Raw genomic sequence first — 20,471 nt, 5'->3', positions numbered from 1 at the left:
AACCTTCTTTACATGATTTTTGTGGTGAATTGATTGTACAACACGAGGACAGCAGTTGTCCTTTTTGTGTACAAAAAAACTGGCATTGATTTTTTATCAATACCAGAAAGTGTATACCCGAGAAAGCAAAAGAATTTAAAAATAAAAAATCACTTACCAGAGAAGTGCACGGTTAATCCGCATTCAAGCTAGACTAGGGATAATCCCACCATCGTAACGCTCTATACTTCAATGATAGTGATTCTTTATTACGTATTAATAAACTTTGATTAACGAAATGTTAGTCAACGAATTCTAAGATAACCATCTTAGCACCGTCACCACGACGAGGCATAGTCTTCAAAATCCGTGTGTAACCACCATTACGTTCAGCATACTTAGGTGCTAATTCTTCAAATAAGTTTTGAAGAGCAGATTGAATACGGATGTTGTCGCCATCTTCCTTAACATCAGCAACAACGTTCCGAACAAAAGCAGCTGCCTTACGACGTGAAGCTAAATCGCCACGCTTTGCAAGGGTAATCATTTGATCAGCAGTCTTACGAACTTCCTTAGCACGAGCTTCGGTAGTAGTAATCCGACCATTAACAATTAAATCAGTAGTTAAATCACGTAATAAAGCCTTACGTTGTGAACTTGTACGTCCTAATTTACGGTAACTCATGAAGTTGTCCCTCCTCTTCCATTGGTTTGATTAATTAATCATCTTGACGGAATGAAACGCCGAGATCGTTTAATTTCAACTTAATTTCTTCAAGTGACTTTTGGCCTAAGTTCCGTACCTTCATCATGTCAGCTTCGGTCCGATCGGTCAATTCCTTAACGGTATTGATTCCTGCACGCTTAAGACAGTTGTATGAGCGAACTGATAGATCCAACTCTTCAATTGTCATTTCAAGCATCTTTTCTTTATGGGTTTCTTCCTTTTCAACCATTACTTGTGCATTTTGAGCCTCTTCAGTAAGGTTAACAAACATTGCCAAGTGTTCAGTCAAAATCTTAGCACCCAAGCTAACAGCTTCGGTCGGTGTTAATGAACCATCAGTCCAAACATCTAAGGTTAGCTTATCGTAATCATTACGTTGACCAACCCGAGCATTTTCAACTGTGTAGTTAACACGTTCAATCGGGGTATAAATGGAGTCAATTGGTAATACACCAATTGCGAGATCATCCATTCGAGCTTTGTTATCATTTGCAGAAAAGTAACCACGACCCTTGTCAGCAGTCATCTTAATGTGCAGTTCGGCACCATCTGCAACGGTAGCAATGTATAAGTCAGGGTTAAAAACCTCAACTTCACCATCGCCTTGAATATCACCGGCGGTAACTTCAGCAGGACCTTTAACATCAATCTCAAGATCCTTTTGTTCTTCTGAATCCAGTTTTAGAGAAACTTTCTTCAGATTCAAAATGATTTGAGTTACATCTTCAGTAACACCTTCAACAGTACTGAATTCATGTAAAACACCATCAATTTGAATACTAGTGATGGCAGCACCAGGTAATGATGCCAGTAAAACTCGTCTTAATGAATTACCAAGTGTAGTTCCATAACCACGTTCGAGCGGTTCAACAACGAACTTACCGTAGCTATCAGTTTCTTCAACCTTGTGAATGTTTGGCTTTTCAAATTCGATCATTCTATCTCTGTACCCCTTTCAAACGCAGTTCGTATTTTAGACTAAAAGGCCATTGGTGGATTCGTAACTCCAGCAATGTCAATTAAACACGACGACGCTTTGGAGGACGAGAACCATTATGAGGAACTGGAGTCACATCACGAATAGCAGTGACTTCCAAACCAGTTGCTTGAAGAGCACGGATAGCTGATTCACGACCAGAACCTGGACCCTTAACTTCAACTTCAACAGTCTTCATGCCATGTTCCATAGCTTGCTTAGCTGCAGCTTCTGAAGCCATTTGAGCAGCGAAAGGAGTTGACTTCCGTGAACCCTTAAAGCCTAATACACCAGCTGATGACCAAGCAACAGCGTTACCTTGAACATCGGTAATCATGATCAAAGTGTTGTTAAATGTTGAGTGAATGTGCGCAACACCAGTTTCAACATTCTTTTTTGCACGACGCTTACGCGTACCTTTTTTGGTTGCCATATTAAGTACTAACCTCCTTTATATTAAAATAGATTACTTCTTCTTGTTAGCAATAGTAACTGCCTTACCCTTACGAGTACGTGCATTGTTCTTAGTGTGTTGACCACGAACTGGTAAACCACGACGGTGACGCATTCCACGGTATGAACCAATTCCTTGGAGCCGCTTAATGTTCAAAGTAACTTCACGACGTAAGTCACCTTCTACTTGGTATTGGTCAACTTGAGTACGGATTTGTTCTTCTTGTTCAGGAGTTAAATCACGAACACGAATATCTTCAGAAACACCAGCGTCCTTCAAAATCTTTTGAGCACGTGTGTTACCAATTCCGTAAATGTATGTTAAGCCGATTACGATTCGCTTGTCACGAGGTAAATCGACACCTGCGATACGAGCCATTTATTTACACCTCCATCCTTATTTAAATAAATTACTTACCTTGACGTTGCTTGTGCTTTGGATTAGCAGAGCAGATAACCATAACACGTCCGTGACGCTTTACGATCTTGCAGTGTTCACACATCCGCTTGACTGATGGTCTTACTTTCATTTTATTAATCCTCCTAGAGAGTTACTGTTTAATTACTACTTAAACCGGAAGGTAATCCGACCCTTGGTCAAATCATATGGTGACATTTCAACCTTAACACGGTCACCAGGTAAAATCTTAATGTAGTGCATCCGAATTTTACCAGAAACGTGTGCTAAAATTTCAGCACCATTTTCCAATTCAACTTTAAACATCGCATTAGGTAAGGTTTCAGTAATCTTACCTTCAACTTCAATCACATCGGCTTTTGCCACAATTGGTTCCTCCTTGCATAACCAAGAAATGACGTAAAAACGGTGGAAAACGACATCATTTCCCACTGTAAGCTATATAAACCTTACAAAGTTTAGCATAACTATGTAAACTTCGCAAGGTTTAACAGCTTAAAGGTTATCTAATACCTTTTTAACATCTTCATAAACCTTGTCAATGTCTTGTTGACCATCGATTGTGTACAAAACACCTTTCTTTTGGTAGTAGTCTACCAGTGGTGTATTTAACTTGATGTTAACATCTAACCGATTCTTTACGGTTTCAGGTTTATCATCATCACGTTGATAAAAATCATGATGACCACAAACATCACAAGTACCCTCAACCTTAGGTGGGTTGTATACTCGGTGATAAGTTGCACCACAATTACGACAGATAAATCGACCACTTAGTCGTTCTACCAATACATCTGGTTCGACGTGAATATTGATAACCGCATCTAGTTGTCGATTACTTTCAGCCAACATCTTATCCAATGCAGCTGCTTGGTTAAGATTACGTGGGAAGCCATCTAACATGAAGCCCTTTACTGTATCATCCTTTGAAAGACGTTCCTTAACAATACCATTGGTAACTTCATCAGGAACAAGTTCTCCCTTTTCGATGTACTTCTTTGCTTCAATTCCCATTGGCGTTTCATTCTTAATTGCCGCCCGGAAAATATCTCCGGTAGAAATGTGAGGAATATCAAAATCCTCAACAATCCTTTGAGCTTGGGTACCCTTACCGGCACCAGGCAAACCCATTAAAACAAGATTCATTGTCATTATAATTCTCCTCCTTCTGGTCTTGGTCCACGAATAAATCCAATATATTCACGTTTCATTGTCAAACCAGTTAATTGACGGACAACGTCAAGAGCAATTTGAACAATAATCAGTAAGCTAGTACCACCTAATCCAATTGACTGACTTAGGTTCCATACATTGCTGGCTACCAATGGAATTAATGAAATTAATCCCAAGAAAAGTGAACCAACAGTACTTAATCGCATTAACAATGCTGAAATATATTGCTGAGTACCCTTTCCAGGACGAACTCCTGAAATATAACTCCCTTGTTTTTGCAAGTTTTCCGCAAGTTTTTCTGGATTGACTTGAACAAAGGCATAGAAGAAGGTAAATACAACAATTAAGAAAATATATAATGTAATTCCTGGCCCTGACTGCATGTTAAATATCGTAGATAACACTTGGTACCAGGTATCTCCACCATGATTTTGTTGGAATGCCATTAAAATCGTTTGCGGTGTAGAAATAAATGAACCAGCAAAAATAACCGGAATAACACCAGAAACGTTAATCTTTAATGGCAAGTAACTACTAGCAGGTGAAGTGGTAGTCCGTCGAGTATACTGAATTGGTAAGCGTCGTTCAGCCTGTTGTACCCAAGTAACAAATGCAACAATGATAATTAATGCAATTACTACTAAAGCAACAAAACCGCTCCCCATCCAAATTGCTGATCCAGATTCACCAGCAATTTGGTCTTGCCATAGTTGGTAAATACCACCTGGCATCTGAGCAACAATACCGGCAAAGATTAACATGGAAACTCCATTTCCTAATCCTCGCTCAGTAATCATATCACCCATCCAAGTTGCAAACATTGTTCCCGCAGTTAGAATTAATCCAATTGTCAAGTACGTTGTAACATTTGGGTGATTGACAAGCTTTATCGAGCTTAAGGCATTAAAACCCGCTGTAATCCCGATTGACTGAATAAATCCGAGAACAATTGTCAGCCATCGGGTTGCTTGATTCAACTTTCGTCGACCAACTTCACCTTGTTTACTCCATTCAACAAATCGTGGAACAATATCCATTTGTAGTAATTGGACAACAATTTGTGCAGTGATGTATGGAGAAACCCCCATCGCAAATAATGAGTAATTTTCTAGCCCACCACCACTAAAGGTATTAAGGATTGAAGCCAATCCAGTCGATGAAATTTCCTGCAAAGCAGCAGCATTAACACCAGGAACTGTGATCGCCGCCCCAATCCGGTAAACAATTAATACAAATAATGTAAAGAATATCTTTTTACGAATATCCTTAACCTTAAATGCATTTTTGACGGCTGTAAACAATTACATCACCTCAGTTTTACCGCCAGCAGCTTCGATAGCTGATACTGCTGAAGCAGAAAACTTATTAGCCTTAACAGTTAACTTCTTAGTAAGCTTACCGTTACCAAGAACCTTAACACCGCTCTTCAAGTTCTTAACAATGCCGCTTTCCATCAATAATTGTGGAGTAACTTCAGTACCATCTTCAAACCGATCTAAAGTACTTAAGTTAACAATAGCATATTCCTTACGGTTAATATTAGTGAAACCACGCTTTGGAATTTGCCGGTAGAGTGGCATTTGGCCCCCTTCAAAGCCTAAACGTGTCTTACCATGAGCCTTTTGACCCTTAGTACCACGTCCAGAAGTGAAACCATGACCTGATGAAAGACCACGACCCTTACGAAGACGCTTTGAACGAGAACCTGCAGCAGGTTTTAATTCGTTTAACTTCATTTAGTAGGCACCTCCTTATTATTTAGTTGTAATTACTTAACTTCTTCAATAGAAACTAAGTGAGCAATCTTAAAGATTTGGCCACGTGTTGCAGCGTTATCTGGTAAGATAACAGAACTGTTAATCTTACCAAGACCCAAAGCCTTAACAGTCCGGCGTTGAGTTGGCTGACGGTGGGCAACACTGTGGATTAAAGTAACTTTAACTTGAGCCATAATTAGTGCCCTCCTTATTCTGCTAAGTGGTCTACAGAAACGCCACGAAGTTTAGCAACTTCTTCAGCGCTCTTCAATTGCTTCAAACCTTCGAATGTTGCACGAACAACGTTAACAGGAGTGTTTGAACCAAGACGCTTTGAAGTAACATCGGCTACACCGGCAAGGTCCATAACGTTACGAACCGCACCACCGGCAGCAACCCCGGAACCTTCAACGGCTGGCTTCAACATAATCTTTCCACCACCGTATGTACCGATAACTTCGTGTGGAATAGTAGTACCAACGATAGGAACAGTGATCAGGTTCTTTTCAGCAGCAGCTTGAGCCTTACGAATAGCTTCAGGAACTTCTTGAGCCTTACCAGTACCAAAACCAACATGGCCCTTACGATCGCCGACAATTACTAAAGCGGCAAAACGCATCCGACGACCACCCTTAACAACCTTGGTAATCCGGTTGATGGCAACAACTTGATCGTCTAAGTCCAACTTTGCTGGATCAATGAATTCTGATGATGTCATTGCAGGTTATTCCTCCTTTTCCTTAGAATTTAAGTCCGTTTTCACGAGCAGCTTCAGCTAATGCTTGAACACGACCATGGTAAAGGTATCCACCACGATCAAAAACAACATTAGTGATGTTCTTAGCAGCAGCACGCTTGGCAATTAATTCACCAACACCACTAGCTTGTTCAGTCTTGCTCTTTCCACTAACTTCACTGTCAATTGTGGAGGCACTTGCGAGCGTCACACCCTTTACGTCATCAATTAATTGAGCGTAAATGTTTTTGTTTGAACGGTAAACACTTAAGCGTGGGCGCTCCGCAGTACCAGAAATCTTACCGCGAACGCGCATATGACGACGTTGACGGATCTTATTCTTATCTGGTTTAGAAATCACAACAGTCACCTCTTAATATAAAATTTAGTTTAATTTGTCGATAATAACTAGTTAGTAACCAAATATTACTTACCAGTCTTACCTTCCTTACGAATAATGTGTTCGTTTTCGTAACGAATACCCTTACCCTTGTATGGTTCAGGTGAACGAACGGCACGAACTAAAGCAGCAAAATCACCAAGGTGTTGCTTGTTGATTGAGCTTAATTCAATAGTAGTGTTGTCAGGAACCTTAATATCAACATCTTCAGGCTTGTCCATTTCAACTGGTTGTGAGTAACCAACAGTCAAAATAAGCTTGTTACCCTTAAATTGAGCACGGTAACCAACACCGACAAGCTTCAAGGTCTTACTAAATCCATTAACAACACCTTCAACCATGTTGTTGACGTTTGCACGGGTTGTCCCGTGAACCATCTTAACTTGGTTGCTATCTTCATCACGATCAAATTTTACAACGTTACCTTCAACGCTCATCTTGATCAATGGTGAAATTTCGCGACTTAAAGTACCCTTTGGTCCCTTTACAGTCACAACATTACCTTGTTGAGAAATTTCTACACCTTCTGGTAGATCAATTTCCTTGTAACCAATACGACTCATGCTTGCACCTCCTAACTTAATTTAATTAATTACCAAATGTAGGCGATAACTTCGCCACCAATTTTCTTGGCGCGAGCAACCTTGTCAGTCACAACACCTTCAGATGTTGAGATAATGGCAATCCCTAATCCGTTGAGAACCTTTGGCACTGCGTCAGCCTTAACGTATGTACGAAGACCAGGCTTAGAAATCCGCTTTAATCCGGAAATAACCCGTTGACCATCGTTACCATACTTTAAGAAGACACGAATGATGCCTTGCTTGTTATCGTCAACGTATTCAACATCGCGAATGAAACCTTCATTCTTTAAGATTTCAGCGATGTCCTTCTTCATCTTTGATGCAGGTGCTTCTACTGATTCGTGTTGAGCCATATTAGCGTTACGAATACGAGTTAAGAAATCTGCGATTGGATCACTCATAGACATCGATGTTTTCCTCCTTTGTCGGTGATTTGTTTACCAGCTAGCCTTCTTTAAACCAGGAATTTGTCCCTTGTGGGCAAGTTCTCGTAAGCAAAGCCGGCATAAGTGGAATTTACGGTAAACTGAGTGCGGACGTCCACAACGTGCACAACGTGTGTATTCACGACTTGAGAACTTAGCTGGACGGTTGCACTTAGCGATCATTGATTTTTTAGCCAATTTGTGGAACCTCCTTTATTTAGCGAACGGCATACCAAGTTGAGCCAATAATTCGTGTGATTCTTCATCAGTTTGTGCAGTTGTAACAATAACAACATCCAAACCACGAACACGGTTAACCTTATCAAAATCAATTTCAGGGAAGATTAATTGTTCACGAATACCTAAAGTGTAGTTACCACGGCCATCAAATGACTTGTTGCTTACACCATGGAAATCACGAACACGAGGTAATGAAACATTAATCAACTTATCCAAGAAATCATACATGCGTTCACCACGTAAAGTGACCTTAGCACCAATTGACATTCCTTCACGAAGACGGAAGCCGGCAATTGACTTCTTAGCCTTAGTGATTAAAGGCTTTTGTCCAGAAATCAATCCCAATTCTTCAACGGCTTCATCAAGGTTCTTTGAGTTGGTAGTAGCGTCACCAACACCCATGTTTAAGACAATCTTGTCAATCTTAGGTGCTTGCATGCTTGATGAATAGTTAAACTTTTCAATCAATGCTGGACGGATTTCACTTTCGTACTTAGCTTTCAAACGATTTTCCATTGGAAGTTATTCCTCCTTTCGTAATTAATTTTAGTCGATAGTCTTGCCAGATTTCTTGGCAAAACGAACCTTCTTACCATCAACGAACTTGAAACCAACGCGGGTTGGTTCGTTAGTAGAAGGATCAATCAGCATAACATTTGAAGCACTGATAGCAGCTTCAGTATCAATAACTCCACCATTAGGGTTTGAGTTACTTGGCTTTTGGTGTTTCTTAACCATGTTAATGCCTTCAACGATCACACGGTTTGCAGAAGCAATGGTCTTTTTAACAGTACCTTCCTTGCCCTTGTCCTTACCGGCGATAACGCGAACTTTGTCACCTGTTTTAATGAACATGTTGATAGTGCACCTCCTTATTTTTGGGTAATCTTACAGAACTTCTGGAGCTAATGAAACGATCTTCATGAAGTCATCTCCACGAAGTTCACGAGCAATTGGGCCAAAAATACGGGTACCCTTAGGGCTCTTATCGTTGTTAATCAAAACAGCAGCGTTTTCATCAAACTTGATGTATGAACCATCCTTACGGTGTAGACCTTGCTTAGTCCGTACTACAACAGCCTTAACAACGTCACCCTTTTTGACAACGCCACCTGGTGTTGCCTGTTTTACAGTAGCAACAATAATATCACCAATGTTACCTGTTTTTACTCGGGAACCACCTAAGATCTTGATTACCAAGATTTCGCGGGCACCGGAGTTATCAGCGACCTTCAACCGACTTTCTTGTTGAATCACGGTTAATGTCCTCCTTCCATCTTTGAATAAGAATTAGAATACGAAATTTAGAGTTGTCTGCTAATTAAAGGGTAGCAGCCTTTTCGACAATCTTTACAAGACGGAAACGCTTCTTTGCAGATAATGGACGTGTTTCCATGATTTGTACAGTGTCGCCAGTCTTAGCTTCGTTGTTTTCATCATGTGCGTAGTATTTCTTAGAATACTTAACACGCTTGCCGTAAATTGGGGCACTCTTGTAAGTATCAATCACAACAGTGATAGTCTTATCCATTTTATCGGAAACAACGCGGCCTTGATAAACCTTACGTGCATTACGTTCTTCACTCATGCGCTAATCCTCCTTTTCGTATTCTTTATTTATTTAATTCTTGTTGACGAAGAACTGTCTTAACCCGGGCAATGTCTTTGCGTACTTGCTTAAGACTTGCAGTGTTTTCCAATTGGCCGGTTGCTAATTGGAAACGTAAGTTAAATAATTGCTCCTTCAGTTCCTTTTCACGGTCAAGTAGCTTCTCAGTGGTTAATCCATTCAGTTCTTGTACGTAATCTTTACTTTTCATTAGATTGTCCACCTACTTCCTCACGTTTTACGATCTTAGTGCGAACTGGCAACTTGTGACCGGCAAGACGTAAAGCTTCACGAGCAGTTTCTTCAGATACACCTGCTACTTCGAACATTACCTTGCCACGCTTAACTGGGGCAACCCATCCTTCTGGGGCACCCTTACCATTACCCATCCGGACACCAACACCTTTGCTAGTGTAGGAAAGTTGAGGGAAGATCTTAATCCAAACCTTACCACCACGCTTCATGTAACGGGTAATAGCAATACGAGCAGCTTCAATTTGACGGTTACTAATCCAGTGGGAATCCAATGCTTGTAAACCAAACTCACCGAATGAAACAGTCTTACCACCCTTGGCTTCGCCACGCATGTGGCCACGTTGAACCTTACGGTGCTTAACTCGCTTAGGTACTAGCATGTTTACTTTCCTCCTTCTTCATCGTTATTCTTCTTGGTTGGCAAAACTTCACCACGGTAAATCCAAGTCTTTACACCAAGAACACCGTATGTAGTATTTGCTTCATCCCAAGAGTAATCAATGTCGGCACGTAAAGTGTGCAAAGGAACAGTTCCGTCTGAGTATGATTCAACCCGTGACATATCTGCACCATTCAAACGACCAGCAACTTGAGTTTTAATACCCTTAGCACCGGCACGCATTGCACGTTGCATAGCACCACGCATTGCACGACGGAATGCGATACGTGCTTCTAATTGACGAGCGATGCTTTCACCAACAAGGTGAGCATCCAAATCTGGCTTCTTAATTTCCACAATGTTAATGTGGACACGCTTGCCAGTTAACTTGTTTAATTCCTTACGAAGTGCTTCAACTTCTGAACCACCCTTACCAATAACCATACCAGGCTTAGCAGTATGAATTGAAACGTTTACGCGGTTAGCAGCACGTTCAATTTCAACGGTTGATACTGAGGCATCAGCAAGTCGCTTTTCAATGTACTTACGGATCCGAAGGTCTTCGTTTAAGTAGTTAGCAAAATCTTTTTCTGCATACCACTTAGCAGTCCAGTCGCGAATGACCCCAACACGAAAACCATTAGGATTGATCTTTTGACCCACTATTCATTCCTCCTATCGTTCTGTAACAACCACTGTAATATGACTAGTCCGCTTGTTAATTGGTGAAGCGGAACCCTTAGCACGTGGACGGAACCGCTTAAGGGTTGGTCCTTCATTTGCGAATGCTTCGCTAACTACAAGTGAAGCACGATCTAAGTCAAAATTGTTTTCAGCGTTTGCAACAGCAGAATTTAATACTTTTTCAACATCTGAAGCGGCACCACGAGGAGTGAACTTCAGAATAGCAAATGCTTCAGCAACGCTTTTACCGCGAATTGCGTCTAAAACAAGACGAACTTTACGTGCAGAAACACGAACCATCTTAGCAGTTGCCTTAGCGGATGTAATGTTTTCAGCCATGTCTATTGTTCACCCTCCTTACTTAGTTGCCTTGTCATCAGTAGCGTGACCATGGAAAGTCCGTGTTGGAACAAATTCACCAAGCTTATGACCAACCATATCTTCTTGTACGTAAACTGGCACATGCTTACGACCATCATATACAGCAAAAGTATAACCGATAAAACTTGGGAAAATTGTTGAACGACGTGACCATGTCTTGATGACAGTCTTCTTATCAGAACCTTCTTGTTCCTTAACCTTCTTTAATAGAGAAGCGTCAGCGAAAGGTCCCTTCTTCAAACTACGACCCATTTAGTGTACCTCCTCTCGGGTATTTAAGCGATATTTAATCTTAACGAGTGTGTGGACCGCGCTTCCGACCACGAACAATAAACTTGTTTGAACGAGCTTTGTGTGAACGAGTCTTCTTACCAGCAGTCTTCTTACCCCATGGAGATAGAGGAGATGGTAAACCAACAGGTTGCTTACCTTCACCACCACCATGTGGGTGATCATTAGGGTTCATAACAGAACCACGAACATGTGGACGTTGACCAGCGTAACGAGTACGACCAGCTTTACCCTTAATCAGCAATGCATGTTCATCATTACCAACAGTACCGATAGTAGCACGGCAAGTTGCAAGAACCATCCGAACTTCACCAGATGATAAACGAACAAGTACATACTTTTCTTCCTTACCAAGTAATTGAGCAGAAGCACCAGCTGAACGAGCTAATTGACCACCCTTGCCTGGCTTTAATTCAATGTTGTGAATAACTGTACCAACTGGAATGTTCTTTAATGGAAGAGCATTACCAACCTTGATATCAGCATCTGGACCAGATTGAACGGTCATACCAACCTTAAGACCCTTTGGAGCCAAGATGTATGACTTAGTACCATCAGCATAACCAAGTAAAGCAATGTTTGCAGTCCGGTTTGGATCATATTCAATTGCCTTTACAGTTGCAGGTACATTATCCTTAATCCGCTTGAAGTCAATGATACGGTATTGACGCTTTACACCACCACCACGGTGACGAACAGTAATGTGACCGTAGCTGTTACGACCAGCCTTGTGCTTCAAAGGAGCCAACAATGACTTTTCTGGAGCTGACTTTGTAATTTCTGCAAAGTCATAACCGTTCATATTACGGCGACCGTTAGTAGTAGGTTTGTACTTACGAATTCCCACTATGTTTTCCTCCTTTTTTTAATGATTAGTTTTCGCTGTCATTAAACAGCTTAATTTCATTTGAGTCGGCAGATAAAGTAACAATAGCCTTACGACGACGCTTAGTGTAACCAACGTAACGGCCTTGACGCTTCTTCTTACCTTTCAAGTTCATGATGTTTACCTTAACAACCTTAACACCAAAGATTTCTTCAACAGCATTCTTTACTTGTGTCTTAGTTGCTCGTAAATCAACATCGAATGTGTAACGCTTGTCGTCCATACCGGCCATTGATGCTTCGGTAACTACTGGACGTAAGATAACTTCGCGTGCTTCCATTATGCGAGCACCTCCTCTACTTGAGAAAGAGCTGACTTAGTGATGACAATCTTTTGACTGTCAACAACACTTAAGATGTTAACACCAGCTGGTGTAACAACAGTGGCATTTGCCAAGTTGCGAGCAGACAAAGCAGTGTTCTTGTCATCATCAGTAACAACAACCAGTACCTTTTCGGCAACCTTAAGGTTATTCATAACTCCTGCAAATTCCTTAGTCTTTGGTGCATCAAAGTTTAATGCATCAACAACAACTAAAGCGTTGTCGAGAACCTTTTGAGAAAGGGCAGACTTAATAGCAAGTTGACGAACCTTGCGAGGAAGGCTGTACTTGTAAGAACGTGGAGTTGGGCCGAAGACAATACCACCACCACGTAATTGTGGTGAACGGATTGAACCTTGACGAGCACGACCAGTACCCTTTTGACGCCATGGCTTCTTACCACCACCGCTAACAGCTGAACGGTTCTTTACGGCATGAGTACCTTGACGCATTGAAGCACGTTGACGAAGAATGGCTTCAAATTCAGCATTTTCATTTGGTTCAACACCGAAAATATCAGCATTCAAATCGATAGTACCGTTTTGGCTACCATCTTGCTTGTACAAATTAACGCTAGTCATTATTAACTTCCTCCTTTCTTAATTATTTGTTGTGTTGCTTGCTCAGGCTCTTCTTAGTGTTAGCCTTCACAGAATTCTTAATAGTAACGTATGACTTGTTAGCACCAGGAACGTTACCCTTAATTAAAAGAACATTGTTATCAAGATCAACCTTAACAACTTCAAGGTGTTGCATAGTGACAGTCTTGCCACCCATACGACCTGGTAACTTCATTCCCTTGAAGACACGATTAATGATTGGTCCTAATGAACCTGGACGACGGTGATAACGAGAACCGTGTGACATTGGTCCACGTGATTGGTTGTCCTTGTGAATGTTACCTTGGTAACCATGACCCTTTGTAACACCCGTAACGTCGACAGTTTCACCTTCATTGAAGACATCAGCCTTAACTTCGTCTCCAACCTTGATGTCATCCCCTAATTCAGCGTCACGGATTTCACCGATGAAGCGCTTAGGGGTCGTGTTTGCTTTTGCTGCATGACCTTGTTCAGGCTTGTTACTCAAGATTTCACGCTTGTCATCAAAACCAAGTTGAACGGCATTGTAGCCATCGTTTTCAACAGTCTTGATTTGCATAACAACGTTTGGTGTTACGTCAATAACAGTAACTGGTACCAATTCACCGTTGTCAGTAAAAGCTTGAGTCATCCCAACCTTTTTACCTAAGATTCCTTTGGCCATGAGTACACCTCCTAAAATAATTTAATTTAAAAATATAATTACAACTTAATTTCGATATCAACACCACTTGGAAGATCAAGCTTCATAAGTGAATCAACAGTCTTTGGTGTTGGATCAACGATATCAATCAAACGCTTGTGAGTGCGCATTTCAAATTGTTCCCGAGACTTCTTAAACTTGTGTGGTGAACGGAGAACAGTGTAAATTGTCCGTTCAGTTGGTAACGGGATAGGACCTGAAATTTGAGCACCTGTACGCTTTGCAGTTTCAACAATCTTATCTGCTGATTGATCAAGGATACGGTGTTCATAAGCCTTTAACCGAATACGAATCTTTTGTTTTGCCATTATATTCCCTCCTTCGTCAGATTTAAAATTTGACTAGCTCCGCGGAAATTACCGCCACATCCTGTGGCAAAGCGGCCGGGTGTGTCGCAACCTTCCGCATCATCGCTTCGCAGCTTAATTTCGTTTGGGGGTATACAAAATATACCTCTTGAACTCAAGCACCTATCCATAATACTAAAGAATGATTGTTATATCAACCTTTTTGAGAAATTAATTTCACTTTTTTCTTTACAAGTTGATTGCAGCCACGAAATTTTTCTGCAATATTTTTTAGTTTTTGTCGTGTTCGTTCTAACAAATGCTAAAATATGATCATTGCACATTTATTTATCAAGGAGTTACTTATGGAGTTTTCGTTTAAGAAAAAAAACGTTACTAAATTATATCTTGAATACACAGTTCTCTTTTTATTCCTTGCCCTGTGTATTTTTGGAACATACTTAGTAACTGGTCATAGCATTATCTGGAGTAAGGATGCTCTGAATCAGCACCTTCCTCTCTTAGCCCAGTATCGACAAGCAGTAGTTAACTTTCTCCATCATCCGGGGAAACTTAATTTTTGGTCTTGGCAGCTTGGATTGGGATCAGATACTTTTCAAGTCTTTTCCTATTATAATATTGGAGATATATTTTCCTACTTGGCACTCCTCTTTCCTGCGCGTGAAATCACTCGAGCTTATCAGTTCATCAGCATTATTCGAATGTACTGCGTTGGCTTGTCCTTCGTTTACTTTGCACAACACTTCAAATTTAAGAACACAACCATTCTCGCAGGAACGACTGCTTATCTAGTAAATTCTTTCCTATTATATGCTTGTGTTGCCCAGCCGTTTTTTACAACCCCCTTTATTCTTTTCCCATTAATTGTGGTTCAAATTGAACGAATTTTACAGGGTGGCTCTGCATGGCCATTAACTGGAGCTTTCTCATGGATGCTCATTAGTAACTATTATCTGGCATTTATTCTTGGAATTGGTTCATTAATTTATCTTATTCTCCGTGTTACGACTATGTACCTAAGGACCCTTAATTATCTCCAAGTATTTATTAAATTAGCTTTTGCTACTATCACAAGCTTACTTTTATCAGCCATTATGTGGATTCCAGAACTGATTGCTGTTAGCCATTCAACTCGACTCGGAGCACAATTTGCTAATGGCTTGAAGGTCTATCCGCTATACTACTACCTCTTTTTACCAAAGCAATTAATCAACGGTGATCAATGGTCCTTTATGTTTTGGAGTGCTTTAGGAATTGTCTCCATTGGTTTCATTGCCCTTGTCTATGTTTATATCAACGCTAAAAAGTACCCATTAATTACAATTAGCCTTGGCCTTGCCTTTATTATGCTCCTCATTCCTGCTGTTGGTGCAGTTTTTAATGGAATGATGGCTGCCTCGAATCGCTGGACCCTCTTAATCTATCTTCCTTTGGCAATGGCTATTTGCCTGTTAGTCGAAAATGCTCCTTCGCTCACCCGTCATTCGCTAAAAATTATTTCCGCCGCAACAGGAATTTATGTAATGATTCTCCTTGTTACGTTTCTCTTTGAAAATGAAAATGATATTGTCATCCCCCTCCTCTTTCTCATAACCTCACTTCTCCTTCTCTGGCTAATTGACTTCCATCGGCTTAATCATCCCCAACTTTGGCTTTTTGGAATTATCGTTCTTAATGCAGGCTTCAATGCCATCTATGCATCGTTCCCGTTTAACGGTGATTTTAGCACTAAGATGCTTAACCGAGGACAATACCAGCAAATGATGGCGATGCGTTATGGAGGCCTTGACAAAGGCTTGACTCGTACCCCTACTTACCGGGTGTCCACAATCAGCCAAAATCAAATTATTGATGTCCCAACTATTGATAACGATCTTACTTCCGGGCTTCATAATATTGATTCATATTATTCATTGCAAAACCAATATTTAGGTAATTTTAGTACAAGCTTGCAAAATAACCAGTACCAAGCAAACGTCCCCCTTCGTCAAGTCGATGATCGAACAGTTCTTAATAACTTTTTGGGTGTTAAGTACCTGTTTGTCCAAAGTGATAGTGAAAATGCAACCAAGATTCCTGCTGGCTATTTCCTGGATCAATCATCTACGCCGATTATTAATTACGATTCTGGTCAACCGAGCGATATCAAAGATAAAAAAGACTTTATTCCTACGCAAACAAACCGTTATAAGTCAAACAATGCTTTCCCACTAATTTACTGGCAAGATAGTTATATTAGTCAAAAACGTTATCAAGAGCTATCCCCTACCGAGAAAGAACGAGCATTAGCAAGCGGGGTAGTGGTTAACCACGAAAACGTTACTAAGGGAATGAAAGTCGCAAATCTTAATAACCACGTCTATAAATTAAAGAGCAATTTAATATCAAACCGGTTGAACAAAGTTAATCCTCAAAACTTAAAATACACGGATAGCGAGGAAAAATACCGAATTGAGCTTCCTCAGTTAACAAACTCTGCTTTTAGACGAAAACTTCGTGGTTCTGAACTTCACATTGAGTTTAGTCAAATTAAGTTCACCCCATTTTCAATGAAGGAACAACTCAAATATGAGCAGGAACACCTTCAACAGATGGCAACTAATCCTGGTAGTAGTATTAATCATAAATATAACCAGTATCGCTATTGGCGCTACCATGTTCTTAACGGTTCACCTGATATTAGCTTTAAAATTAACGTCGGTAGTCGCTTTGGTACTGCAACAATTAGTCAACCAAAGCAAAGTACCCTCTCATTCTTTAAGCAGGTTAAAAATTCGACATTAAACATTGGTTACTATACCGGCGGCCTCCCAGATCATCTTTCATTTCAACCAACAAAACTTGGCACTTATCAATTAAAGTACCAGGTAGTTGCTGAGAAGCTTGATGATCATTACGAGAACCAGGTGGCAAGAATTAAGAACCACGGTTTACGTAATCTCAAGTTTAGTCGAAATCAGATTCAAGGCACGATCAGCACTAGCAGAAAAGGAATCCTTACCTCCTCAATTCCTTATTCGAGCGGTTGGCAGGCTACTGTAAACGGTAAAGCCGTTAAGACGGTTAGAACCAACCAAGCATTTCTAGGAATTCCGCTTTCGGCCGGAACACACCGGATAAAGTTCACTTATCAATTACCCGGCTTCCGTCCTGGCTTAATCATAAGCATCGTTGGTTTAATCTGGACGCTTGTAGCTGCTTTGATCTCACTCATTATGTTTAACCGTCAAAAATAAAATAACTAAAAAAACGAGACTGGAAAAAATTTTTTCCAGTCTCTTACTATTACCAGTAATTTCCAGCTTTGTCTTTTAAATTTTAGCTCGCTTGGGCATTATAAGATTAAGAACAATTGCTGTAATTGCTGCCATTGCAACCGGTGAACCAAGAAGGTATTGGATCATTTGTGGTGCACCATGAACAATCTTTTGCGGAATTAATACTAACGCAATTGTAATCACAATTGGTAAGCCGATGATGTAGAGGTCGCTTTCCCGTACTTTCAAGTTTCGGATAACATTTAACCCATTTAACATAATCGTTACAGTAATGATAGCGAAAACCCCACCGATTACGGGAGCTGGAATGGCTGCAAGGAAGGCTGAAAGCTTCGTACAGAACCCTAAAATAATGAACCATACTCCAGCAGCGACAAACACAATCTTACTGGCAACACCAGTGATTGAAATAATTCCAGCGTTCGTGGAGTATCCCGTAACAGGTGTTGTCCCGGTAATCGTAGCAATTAAACAACTAAGGCCTTCACCAATAATTCCCCGGTTCCATTGCTTATCAGTAATTTCATGATTTGTTACGGCACCCATTGCAAACCAAGTTCCGGTAGTTTCAGTAGTTAAAATTGCATAAATAATAATGAAAGTAAAAATTGCAGTCATATCAAAGTGAATTCCCCAGTGAAAAATTGTTCGTTGAGGAAGACTAAACCAAGGAGCTGCCGCAACGGATGAAGCATCAAAGCGTCCCATTGAAGCACTAATTGCTGTTCCCACTAGCAAAGCAATTACAATTGAACCGGTCTTAAATAACTTTTGAACCTTAGGAAAACGAATACTGATTGCCACACAAATAATTAAGATGGCAGCAGTAATTCCCGCTAATTCCATGTTTTGGTAAACATCCCCTTTAGCCTCAAAAATATTATCATTCAATGCTGAAGGGATTAGTGATAAACCAACACAAGTAATAATTGTTCCACCAACAACAGCCGGAACTAAACGGTTAATAATTTTTTGAAAGAAACCACTAAGCCCTAGCAGGATTAATAGAATTGCCCCGACAAGCAATGCCCCCATTAATGTTGACATTCCACCACCATGGAGGCCACCACTAGCAAGAACAACTCCAGCTGCCGCAGTTAAGGGAACAAATGATGGTCCTTGAGAAACAGGCATTTTCATAAAGTAAGCCGTTTGTAAGATTGTACCAATCCCACATGCTAAAAACGTTGCTTGAAGTAATCCTGTGGAATCAGCCGCCCCCATTGCCAATAGTCCACCAAGAATAATTGGCGGAACATAGACGTCCATTGCCAAAACATGTTGTAAACCAAGTAATACCGCTTCTCCGGTTGAAACCTTTTCATCAGGTCCAATCAATAATTGTGCCTTTTCGTCCATTAAGATATCCTCCTACTCTCTTTCATAAACCTTTTTACCAGCAACATAAACACTTTGAATATCTTGTTGTTCGGTTTGATACATTAATCGCTGAAAAATATCAGCGCTTGATAATTTCATTAATGTTTGGTGATCATTAACAATCTGAAAGTCAGCTTGAAAGCCTGGAGCAATTTTCCCAGTCTTTAATTGAAGAGCCTTAGCACCACCAACAGTCGCCAAGTAAAATGCATTTGCCATTGTTATTCGTGAATCCTTAACGCCACGAACCGTCGCCGGTAGAGAACTATCAACCCCATCCGTAAGCATCTGGGATGATTTAATTGCCTGCCGGATATTATGATAAAGACTTGGCAAATAGCCTCCTGAAATATCGCTCCCTAACCCAATGCTATTTCCATGAGCTAATAATTTTCTAACTGGTAAAACCCCATTCCCGAAATAAATATTTGAAATTGGGCAATGCGCAATCGTAGTCTCTCTTTGACGAAGGAGCGTTAAGTCGTCTTCAGTTAGCTGAGTTCCATGAGCCATTACTGATTTTTTCGTTAAAAGATGGAAATGGTCCATTACAGCCGTGTCATGGATACCAAACCGCTTAATTGCGTATCCATGCTCCCAATCGCTCTCACTTAAATGCGACTGGACCGGTAAATCATACTGCCTAGCAAGCTGACTTAGGCCCGTTAATGCTTCGTCGGTACGACTCGGTACAAACCGTGGTGTAATAACCGGAACCACCGTTGATGAAGTCTTCTTAGCTAATGCAAATATCTTTTTAATAAATTGCTCCGTTGCGTGAAGAGCGGTTGTTGACGATTGATTTCGGTAATATTCCGGTGTCTGCTCTGGATTATCCATTACAACCTGACCAACAAATGCACGTAATCCCTGCATAATAGATTGTCGGGCTAACTCGACGTTCGCATCATTATGAATCGTCCCAAACATCATTGCAGTAGTAGTGCCATGACTAAGCAGTTGATGAACAAAGTCTTGATAAACATAACGAGCATAGTGAGAATCGGCAAACTTAGCTTCCAACGGAAAAGTATAGTGATTCAACCAATCAGCCAATGGTAAGTCAAGTGCCAATCCCGCTTGAGGCCATTGTGGAGCATGGACATGAAGATCAATGAACCCTGGCAACAAGTATTGGTTAGTCTTTAATTCTATTAGTCTCTCCGTTTGTCGGGCATCATTTAGTATTTGAGAATACTCATCATTAGTTGGTGATAATGTTCGGGTTATGGTTCCGCAACGATCAATACAAATTAAATGATCTTCATGGGATTCTACTTCATTCATATTTTTAGAAGTAAAGTAGGTGCCGTGAATAACGAGGTTCTCCATCAAATTATTTCCTTTCAATAAATTGGTATCATTAGATTAACACGAACTATTTTAAATGTAAACACTTAATAATTCGGGGTATACACTTTCTGGTATTGATAAAAAATCAATGCCAGTTTTTTTGTACACAAAAAGGACAACTGCTGTCCTCGTGTTGTACAATCAATTCACCACAAAAATCATGTAAAGAAGG

Annotated in this window: 32 protein-coding genes; 1 reads left to right on the top strand and 31 read right to left on the bottom strand. The window is 40.5% G+C overall.

Annotated elements, in window-relative coordinates:
- Positions 1–280: 280 nt before the first annotated feature.
- The 29 genes from rplQ to rpsJ all read right to left on the bottom strand — a co-directional run bounded on the left by rplQ (position 281) and on the right by rpsJ (position 14,288).
- Complete coding sequence (gene rplQ, locus HUK45_RS08710) at positions 281–664, bottom strand: 50S ribosomal protein L17 (protein ID WP_003716678.1); 384 nt, start codon at positions 662–664, stop codon at positions 281–283.
- A gap of 34 nt (positions 665–698) precedes the next feature.
- Complete coding sequence (locus HUK45_RS08705; RefSeq protein ID WP_191911983.1) at positions 699–1,643, bottom strand: DNA-directed RNA polymerase subunit alpha; 945 nt, start codon at positions 1,641–1,643, stop codon at positions 699–701.
- Between the two features lie 82 nt (positions 1,644–1,725).
- Positions 1,726–2,115, bottom strand: a complete 390-nt coding sequence (gene rpsK, locus HUK45_RS08700) for a 30S ribosomal protein S11 (protein WP_003716676.1) — start codon at positions 2,113–2,115, stop codon at positions 1,726–1,728.
- Positions 2,116–2,148: 33 nt separating this feature from the next.
- On the bottom strand, positions 2,149–2,514 hold the full coding sequence (rpsM, locus tag HUK45_RS08695; protein WP_191911982.1) for a 30S ribosomal protein S13: 366 nt from the start codon (positions 2,512–2,514) through the stop codon (positions 2,149–2,151).
- 31 nt (positions 2,515–2,545) lie between these two features.
- A complete protein-coding gene (gene rpmJ / locus HUK45_RS08690) occupies positions 2,546–2,665 on the bottom strand; it encodes a 50S ribosomal protein L36 (RefSeq protein ID WP_003714521.1) in 120 nt (39 codons plus the stop codon).
- Between the two features lie 35 nt (positions 2,666–2,700).
- Positions 2,701–2,919 (bottom strand): translation initiation factor IF-1, encoded by a 219-nt coding sequence (gene infA / locus HUK45_RS08685; RefSeq protein WP_040530804.1) that lies wholly within the window; start codon positions 2,917–2,919, stop codon positions 2,701–2,703.
- A gap of 129 nt (positions 2,920–3,048) precedes the next feature.
- The gene (locus HUK45_RS08680; RefSeq protein WP_328797171.1) at positions 3,049–3,699 is read right to left on the bottom strand and encodes an adenylate kinase; all 651 of its coding nucleotides are present in this window, start codon (positions 3,697–3,699) and stop codon (positions 3,049–3,051) included.
- 5 nt (positions 3,700–3,704) lie between these two features.
- Positions 3,705–5,027, bottom strand: a complete 1,323-nt coding sequence (gene secY / locus HUK45_RS08675) for a preprotein translocase subunit SecY (RefSeq protein WP_191911980.1) — start codon at positions 5,025–5,027, stop codon at positions 3,705–3,707.
- On the bottom strand, positions 5,028–5,462 hold the full coding sequence (gene rplO / locus HUK45_RS08670) for a 50S ribosomal protein L15 (RefSeq protein ID WP_003716671.1): 435 nt from the start codon (positions 5,460–5,462) through the stop codon (positions 5,028–5,030).
- Positions 5,463–5,494: 32 nt separating this feature from the next.
- On the bottom strand, positions 5,495–5,677 hold the full coding sequence (gene rpmD / locus HUK45_RS08665; RefSeq protein WP_003716670.1) for a 50S ribosomal protein L30: 183 nt from the start codon (positions 5,675–5,677) through the stop codon (positions 5,495–5,497).
- A gap of 14 nt (positions 5,678–5,691) precedes the next feature.
- Entirely contained in the window at positions 5,692–6,201 is a 510-nt protein-coding gene (rpsE, locus tag HUK45_RS08660) for a 30S ribosomal protein S5 (RefSeq protein ID WP_003716669.1), read from the bottom strand.
- Positions 6,202–6,223: 22 nt separating this feature from the next.
- On the bottom strand, positions 6,224–6,580 hold the full coding sequence (gene rplR / locus HUK45_RS08655; protein ID WP_040530802.1) for a 50S ribosomal protein L18: 357 nt from the start codon (positions 6,578–6,580) through the stop codon (positions 6,224–6,226).
- A gap of 65 nt (positions 6,581–6,645) precedes the next feature.
- A complete protein-coding gene (gene rplF / locus HUK45_RS08650; RefSeq protein ID WP_102168783.1) occupies positions 6,646–7,182 on the bottom strand; it encodes a 50S ribosomal protein L6 in 537 nt (178 codons plus the stop codon).
- Between the two features lie 29 nt (positions 7,183–7,211).
- Positions 7,212–7,610, bottom strand: coding sequence for a 30S ribosomal protein S8 (gene rpsH / locus HUK45_RS08645; protein WP_040530800.1), 399 nt, complete (start codon positions 7,608–7,610; stop codon positions 7,212–7,214).
- 30 nt (positions 7,611–7,640) lie between these two features.
- Positions 7,641–7,826 carry a type Z 30S ribosomal protein S14 gene (locus HUK45_RS08640; RefSeq protein ID WP_003716665.1) on the bottom strand — a complete coding sequence of 62 codons (186 nt, stop codon included), beginning with the start codon at positions 7,824–7,826 and terminating at the stop codon, positions 7,641–7,643.
- Between the two features lie 15 nt (positions 7,827–7,841).
- The gene (gene rplE, locus HUK45_RS08635) at positions 7,842–8,384 is read right to left on the bottom strand and encodes a 50S ribosomal protein L5 (RefSeq protein ID WP_191911979.1); all 543 of its coding nucleotides are present in this window, start codon (positions 8,382–8,384) and stop codon (positions 7,842–7,844) included.
- Between the two features lie 30 nt (positions 8,385–8,414).
- Positions 8,415–8,723 (bottom strand): 50S ribosomal protein L24, encoded by a 309-nt coding sequence (gene rplX / locus HUK45_RS08630; RefSeq protein ID WP_003716663.1) that lies wholly within the window; start codon positions 8,721–8,723, stop codon positions 8,415–8,417.
- A gap of 33 nt (positions 8,724–8,756) precedes the next feature.
- The gene (gene rplN, locus HUK45_RS08625) at positions 8,757–9,125 is read right to left on the bottom strand and encodes a 50S ribosomal protein L14 (protein WP_003716662.1); all 369 of its coding nucleotides are present in this window, start codon (positions 9,123–9,125) and stop codon (positions 8,757–8,759) included.
- Positions 9,126–9,189: 64 nt separating this feature from the next.
- Entirely contained in the window at positions 9,190–9,456 is a 267-nt protein-coding gene (gene rpsQ, locus HUK45_RS08620; RefSeq protein ID WP_003716661.1) for a 30S ribosomal protein S17, read from the bottom strand.
- 25 nt (positions 9,457–9,481) lie between these two features.
- Positions 9,482–9,688 carry a 50S ribosomal protein L29 gene (rpmC, locus tag HUK45_RS08615; protein ID WP_003716660.1) on the bottom strand — a complete coding sequence of 69 codons (207 nt, stop codon included), beginning with the start codon at positions 9,686–9,688 and terminating at the stop codon, positions 9,482–9,484.
- A complete protein-coding gene (gene rplP, locus HUK45_RS08610) occupies positions 9,678–10,112 on the bottom strand; it encodes a 50S ribosomal protein L16 (RefSeq protein ID WP_003716659.1) in 435 nt (144 codons plus the stop codon). The genes rpmC and rplP overlap by 11 nt, the downstream gene beginning before the upstream one ends.
- 2 nt (positions 10,113–10,114) lie before the next feature.
- A complete protein-coding gene (gene rpsC, locus HUK45_RS08605) occupies positions 10,115–10,774 on the bottom strand; it encodes a 30S ribosomal protein S3 (RefSeq protein ID WP_003716658.1) in 660 nt (219 codons plus the stop codon).
- Between the two features lie 12 nt (positions 10,775–10,786).
- The gene (gene rplV, locus HUK45_RS08600) at positions 10,787–11,134 is read right to left on the bottom strand and encodes a 50S ribosomal protein L22 (RefSeq protein ID WP_003716657.1); all 348 of its coding nucleotides are present in this window, start codon (positions 11,132–11,134) and stop codon (positions 10,787–10,789) included.
- Positions 11,135–11,152: 18 nt separating this feature from the next.
- Positions 11,153–11,428, bottom strand: coding sequence for a 30S ribosomal protein S19 (gene rpsS / locus HUK45_RS08595; RefSeq protein ID WP_003716656.1), 276 nt, complete (start codon positions 11,426–11,428; stop codon positions 11,153–11,155).
- A gap of 40 nt (positions 11,429–11,468) precedes the next feature.
- Positions 11,469–12,314 carry a 50S ribosomal protein L2 gene (rplB, locus tag HUK45_RS08590; RefSeq protein WP_102168784.1) on the bottom strand — a complete coding sequence of 282 codons (846 nt, stop codon included), beginning with the start codon at positions 12,312–12,314 and terminating at the stop codon, positions 11,469–11,471.
- 25 nt (positions 12,315–12,339) lie between these two features.
- On the bottom strand, positions 12,340–12,633 hold the full coding sequence (gene rplW / locus HUK45_RS08585) for a 50S ribosomal protein L23 (RefSeq protein ID WP_003716654.1): 294 nt from the start codon (positions 12,631–12,633) through the stop codon (positions 12,340–12,342).
- Positions 12,633–13,256, bottom strand: coding sequence for a 50S ribosomal protein L4 (gene rplD / locus HUK45_RS08580; protein WP_191911978.1), 624 nt, complete (start codon positions 13,254–13,256; stop codon positions 12,633–12,635). The genes rplW and rplD overlap by 1 nt, the downstream gene beginning before the upstream one ends.
- Before the next feature lie 22 nt (positions 13,257–13,278).
- Positions 13,279–13,941, bottom strand: a complete 663-nt coding sequence (gene rplC / locus HUK45_RS08575; protein ID WP_191911977.1) for a 50S ribosomal protein L3 — start codon at positions 13,939–13,941, stop codon at positions 13,279–13,281.
- Between the two features lie 38 nt (positions 13,942–13,979).
- Complete coding sequence (gene rpsJ, locus HUK45_RS08570) at positions 13,980–14,288, bottom strand: 30S ribosomal protein S10 (RefSeq protein ID WP_003716651.1); 309 nt, start codon at positions 14,286–14,288, stop codon at positions 13,980–13,982.
- Positions 14,289–14,632: 344 nt separating this feature from the next.
- Between rpsJ and HUK45_RS08565 the strand changes: the two genes are divergently transcribed.
- Positions 14,633–17,524: a YfhO family protein gene (locus tag HUK45_RS08565; RefSeq protein ID WP_191911976.1), complete on the top strand. Its 2,892-nt coding sequence runs from the start codon at positions 14,633–14,635 to the stop codon at positions 17,522–17,524.
- 75 nt (positions 17,525–17,599) lie between these two features.
- Here HUK45_RS08565 and HUK45_RS08560 read toward each other — a convergent pair whose 3' ends face one another.
- Together HUK45_RS08560 and guaD are read right to left on the bottom strand one after the other, a co-directional pair.
- The gene (locus HUK45_RS08560; protein ID WP_191911975.1) at positions 17,600–18,925 is read right to left on the bottom strand and encodes a uracil-xanthine permease family protein; all 1,326 of its coding nucleotides are present in this window, start codon (positions 18,923–18,925) and stop codon (positions 17,600–17,602) included.
- Between the two features lie 12 nt (positions 18,926–18,937).
- Positions 18,938–20,278: a guanine deaminase gene (guaD, locus tag HUK45_RS08555; protein WP_191911974.1), complete on the bottom strand. Its 1,341-nt coding sequence runs from the start codon at positions 20,276–20,278 to the stop codon at positions 18,938–18,940.
- Between the last annotated feature and the right edge of the window lie 193 nt (positions 20,279–20,471).

This window comes from Limosilactobacillus urinaemulieris (assembly GCF_014838745.1).
Classification (GTDB): Bacteria; Bacillota; Bacilli; order Lactobacillales; family Lactobacillaceae; genus Limosilactobacillus; species Limosilactobacillus urinaemulieris.
The sequence above is the reverse complement of the archived record's forward strand: the minus strand, read 5'-3'. Positions and strand labels throughout refer to the sequence as shown.

Coding starts and splice junctions, on each gene's coding strand:
- rplE (WP_191911979.1), bottom strand. CDS start 8,384: ATGGAAAATCGTTTGAAAGCTAAGTACGAAAGTGAAATCCGTCCAGCA.
- rplD (WP_191911978.1), bottom strand. CDS start 13,256: ATGACTAGCGTTAATTTGTACAAGCAAGATGGTAGCCAAAACGGTACT.
- rpsQ (WP_003716661.1), bottom strand. CDS start 9,456: ATGAGTGAAGAACGTAATGCACGTAAGGTTTATCAAGGCCGCGTTGTT.
- rplV (WP_003716657.1), bottom strand. CDS start 11,134: ATGGCTGAAAACATTACATCCGCTAAGGCAACTGCTAAGATGGTTCGT.
- rplQ (WP_003716678.1), bottom strand. CDS start 664: ATGAGTTACCGTAAATTAGGACGTACAAGTTCACAACGTAAGGCTTTA.
- rplF (WP_102168783.1), bottom strand. CDS start 7,182: ATGAGTCGTATTGGTTACAAGGAAATTGATCTACCAGAAGGTGTAGAA.
- rplO (WP_003716671.1), bottom strand. CDS start 5,462: ATGAAGTTAAACGAATTAAAACCTGCTGCAGGTTCTCGTTCAAAGCGT.
- rpsS (WP_003716656.1), bottom strand. CDS start 11,428: ATGGGTCGTAGTTTGAAGAAGGGACCTTTCGCTGACGCTTCTCTATTA.
- rpsH (WP_040530800.1), bottom strand. CDS start 7,610: ATGTCTATGAGTGATCCAATCGCAGATTTCTTAACTCGTATTCGTAAC.
- rpsJ (WP_003716651.1), bottom strand. CDS start 14,288: ATGGCAAAACAAAAGATTCGTATTCGGTTAAAGGCTTATGAACACCGT.
- rpsM (WP_191911982.1), bottom strand. CDS start 2,514: ATGGCTCGTATCGCAGGTGTCGATTTACCTCGTGACAAGCGAATCGTA.
- HUK45_RS08560 (WP_191911975.1), bottom strand. CDS start 18,925: ATGGACGAAAAGGCACAATTATTGATTGGACCTGATGAAAAGGTTTCA.
- rpmD (WP_003716670.1), bottom strand. CDS start 5,677: ATGGCTCAAGTTAAAGTTACTTTAATCCACAGTGTTGCCCACCGTCAG.
- rpmJ (WP_003714521.1), bottom strand. CDS start 2,665: ATGAAAGTAAGACCATCAGTCAAGCGGATGTGTGAACACTGCAAGATC.
- rpmC (WP_003716660.1), bottom strand. CDS start 9,688: ATGAAAAGTAAAGATTACGTACAAGAACTGAATGGATTAACCACTGAG.
- HUK45_RS08680 (WP_328797171.1), bottom strand. CDS start 3,699: ATGAATCTTGTTTTAATGGGTTTGCCTGGTGCCGGTAAGGGTACCCAA.
- rplW (WP_003716654.1), bottom strand. CDS start 12,633: ATGGAAGCACGCGAAGTTATCTTACGTCCAGTAGTTACCGAAGCATCA.
- HUK45_RS08705 (WP_191911983.1), bottom strand. CDS start 1,643: ATGATCGAATTTGAAAAGCCAAACATTCACAAGGTTGAAGAAACTGAT.
- HUK45_RS08565 (WP_191911976.1), top strand. CDS start 14,633: ATGGAGTTTTCGTTTAAGAAAAAAAACGTTACTAAATTATATCTTGAA.
- rplC (WP_191911977.1), bottom strand. CDS start 13,941: ATGGCCAAAGGAATCTTAGGTAAAAAGGTTGGGATGACTCAAGCTTTT.
- rplP (WP_003716659.1), bottom strand. CDS start 10,112: ATGCTAGTACCTAAGCGAGTTAAGCACCGTAAGGTTCAACGTGGCCAC.
- rplX (WP_003716663.1), bottom strand. CDS start 8,723: ATGTTCATTAAAACAGGTGACAAAGTTCGCGTTATCGCCGGTAAGGAC.
- rpsE (WP_003716669.1), bottom strand. CDS start 6,201: ATGACATCATCAGAATTCATTGATCCAGCAAAGTTGGACTTAGACGAT.
- rpsK (WP_003716676.1), bottom strand. CDS start 2,115: ATGGCAACCAAAAAAGGTACGCGTAAGCGTCGTGCAAAAAAGAATGTT.
- guaD (WP_191911974.1), bottom strand. CDS start 20,278: ATGGAGAACCTCGTTATTCACGGCACCTACTTTACTTCTAAAAATATG.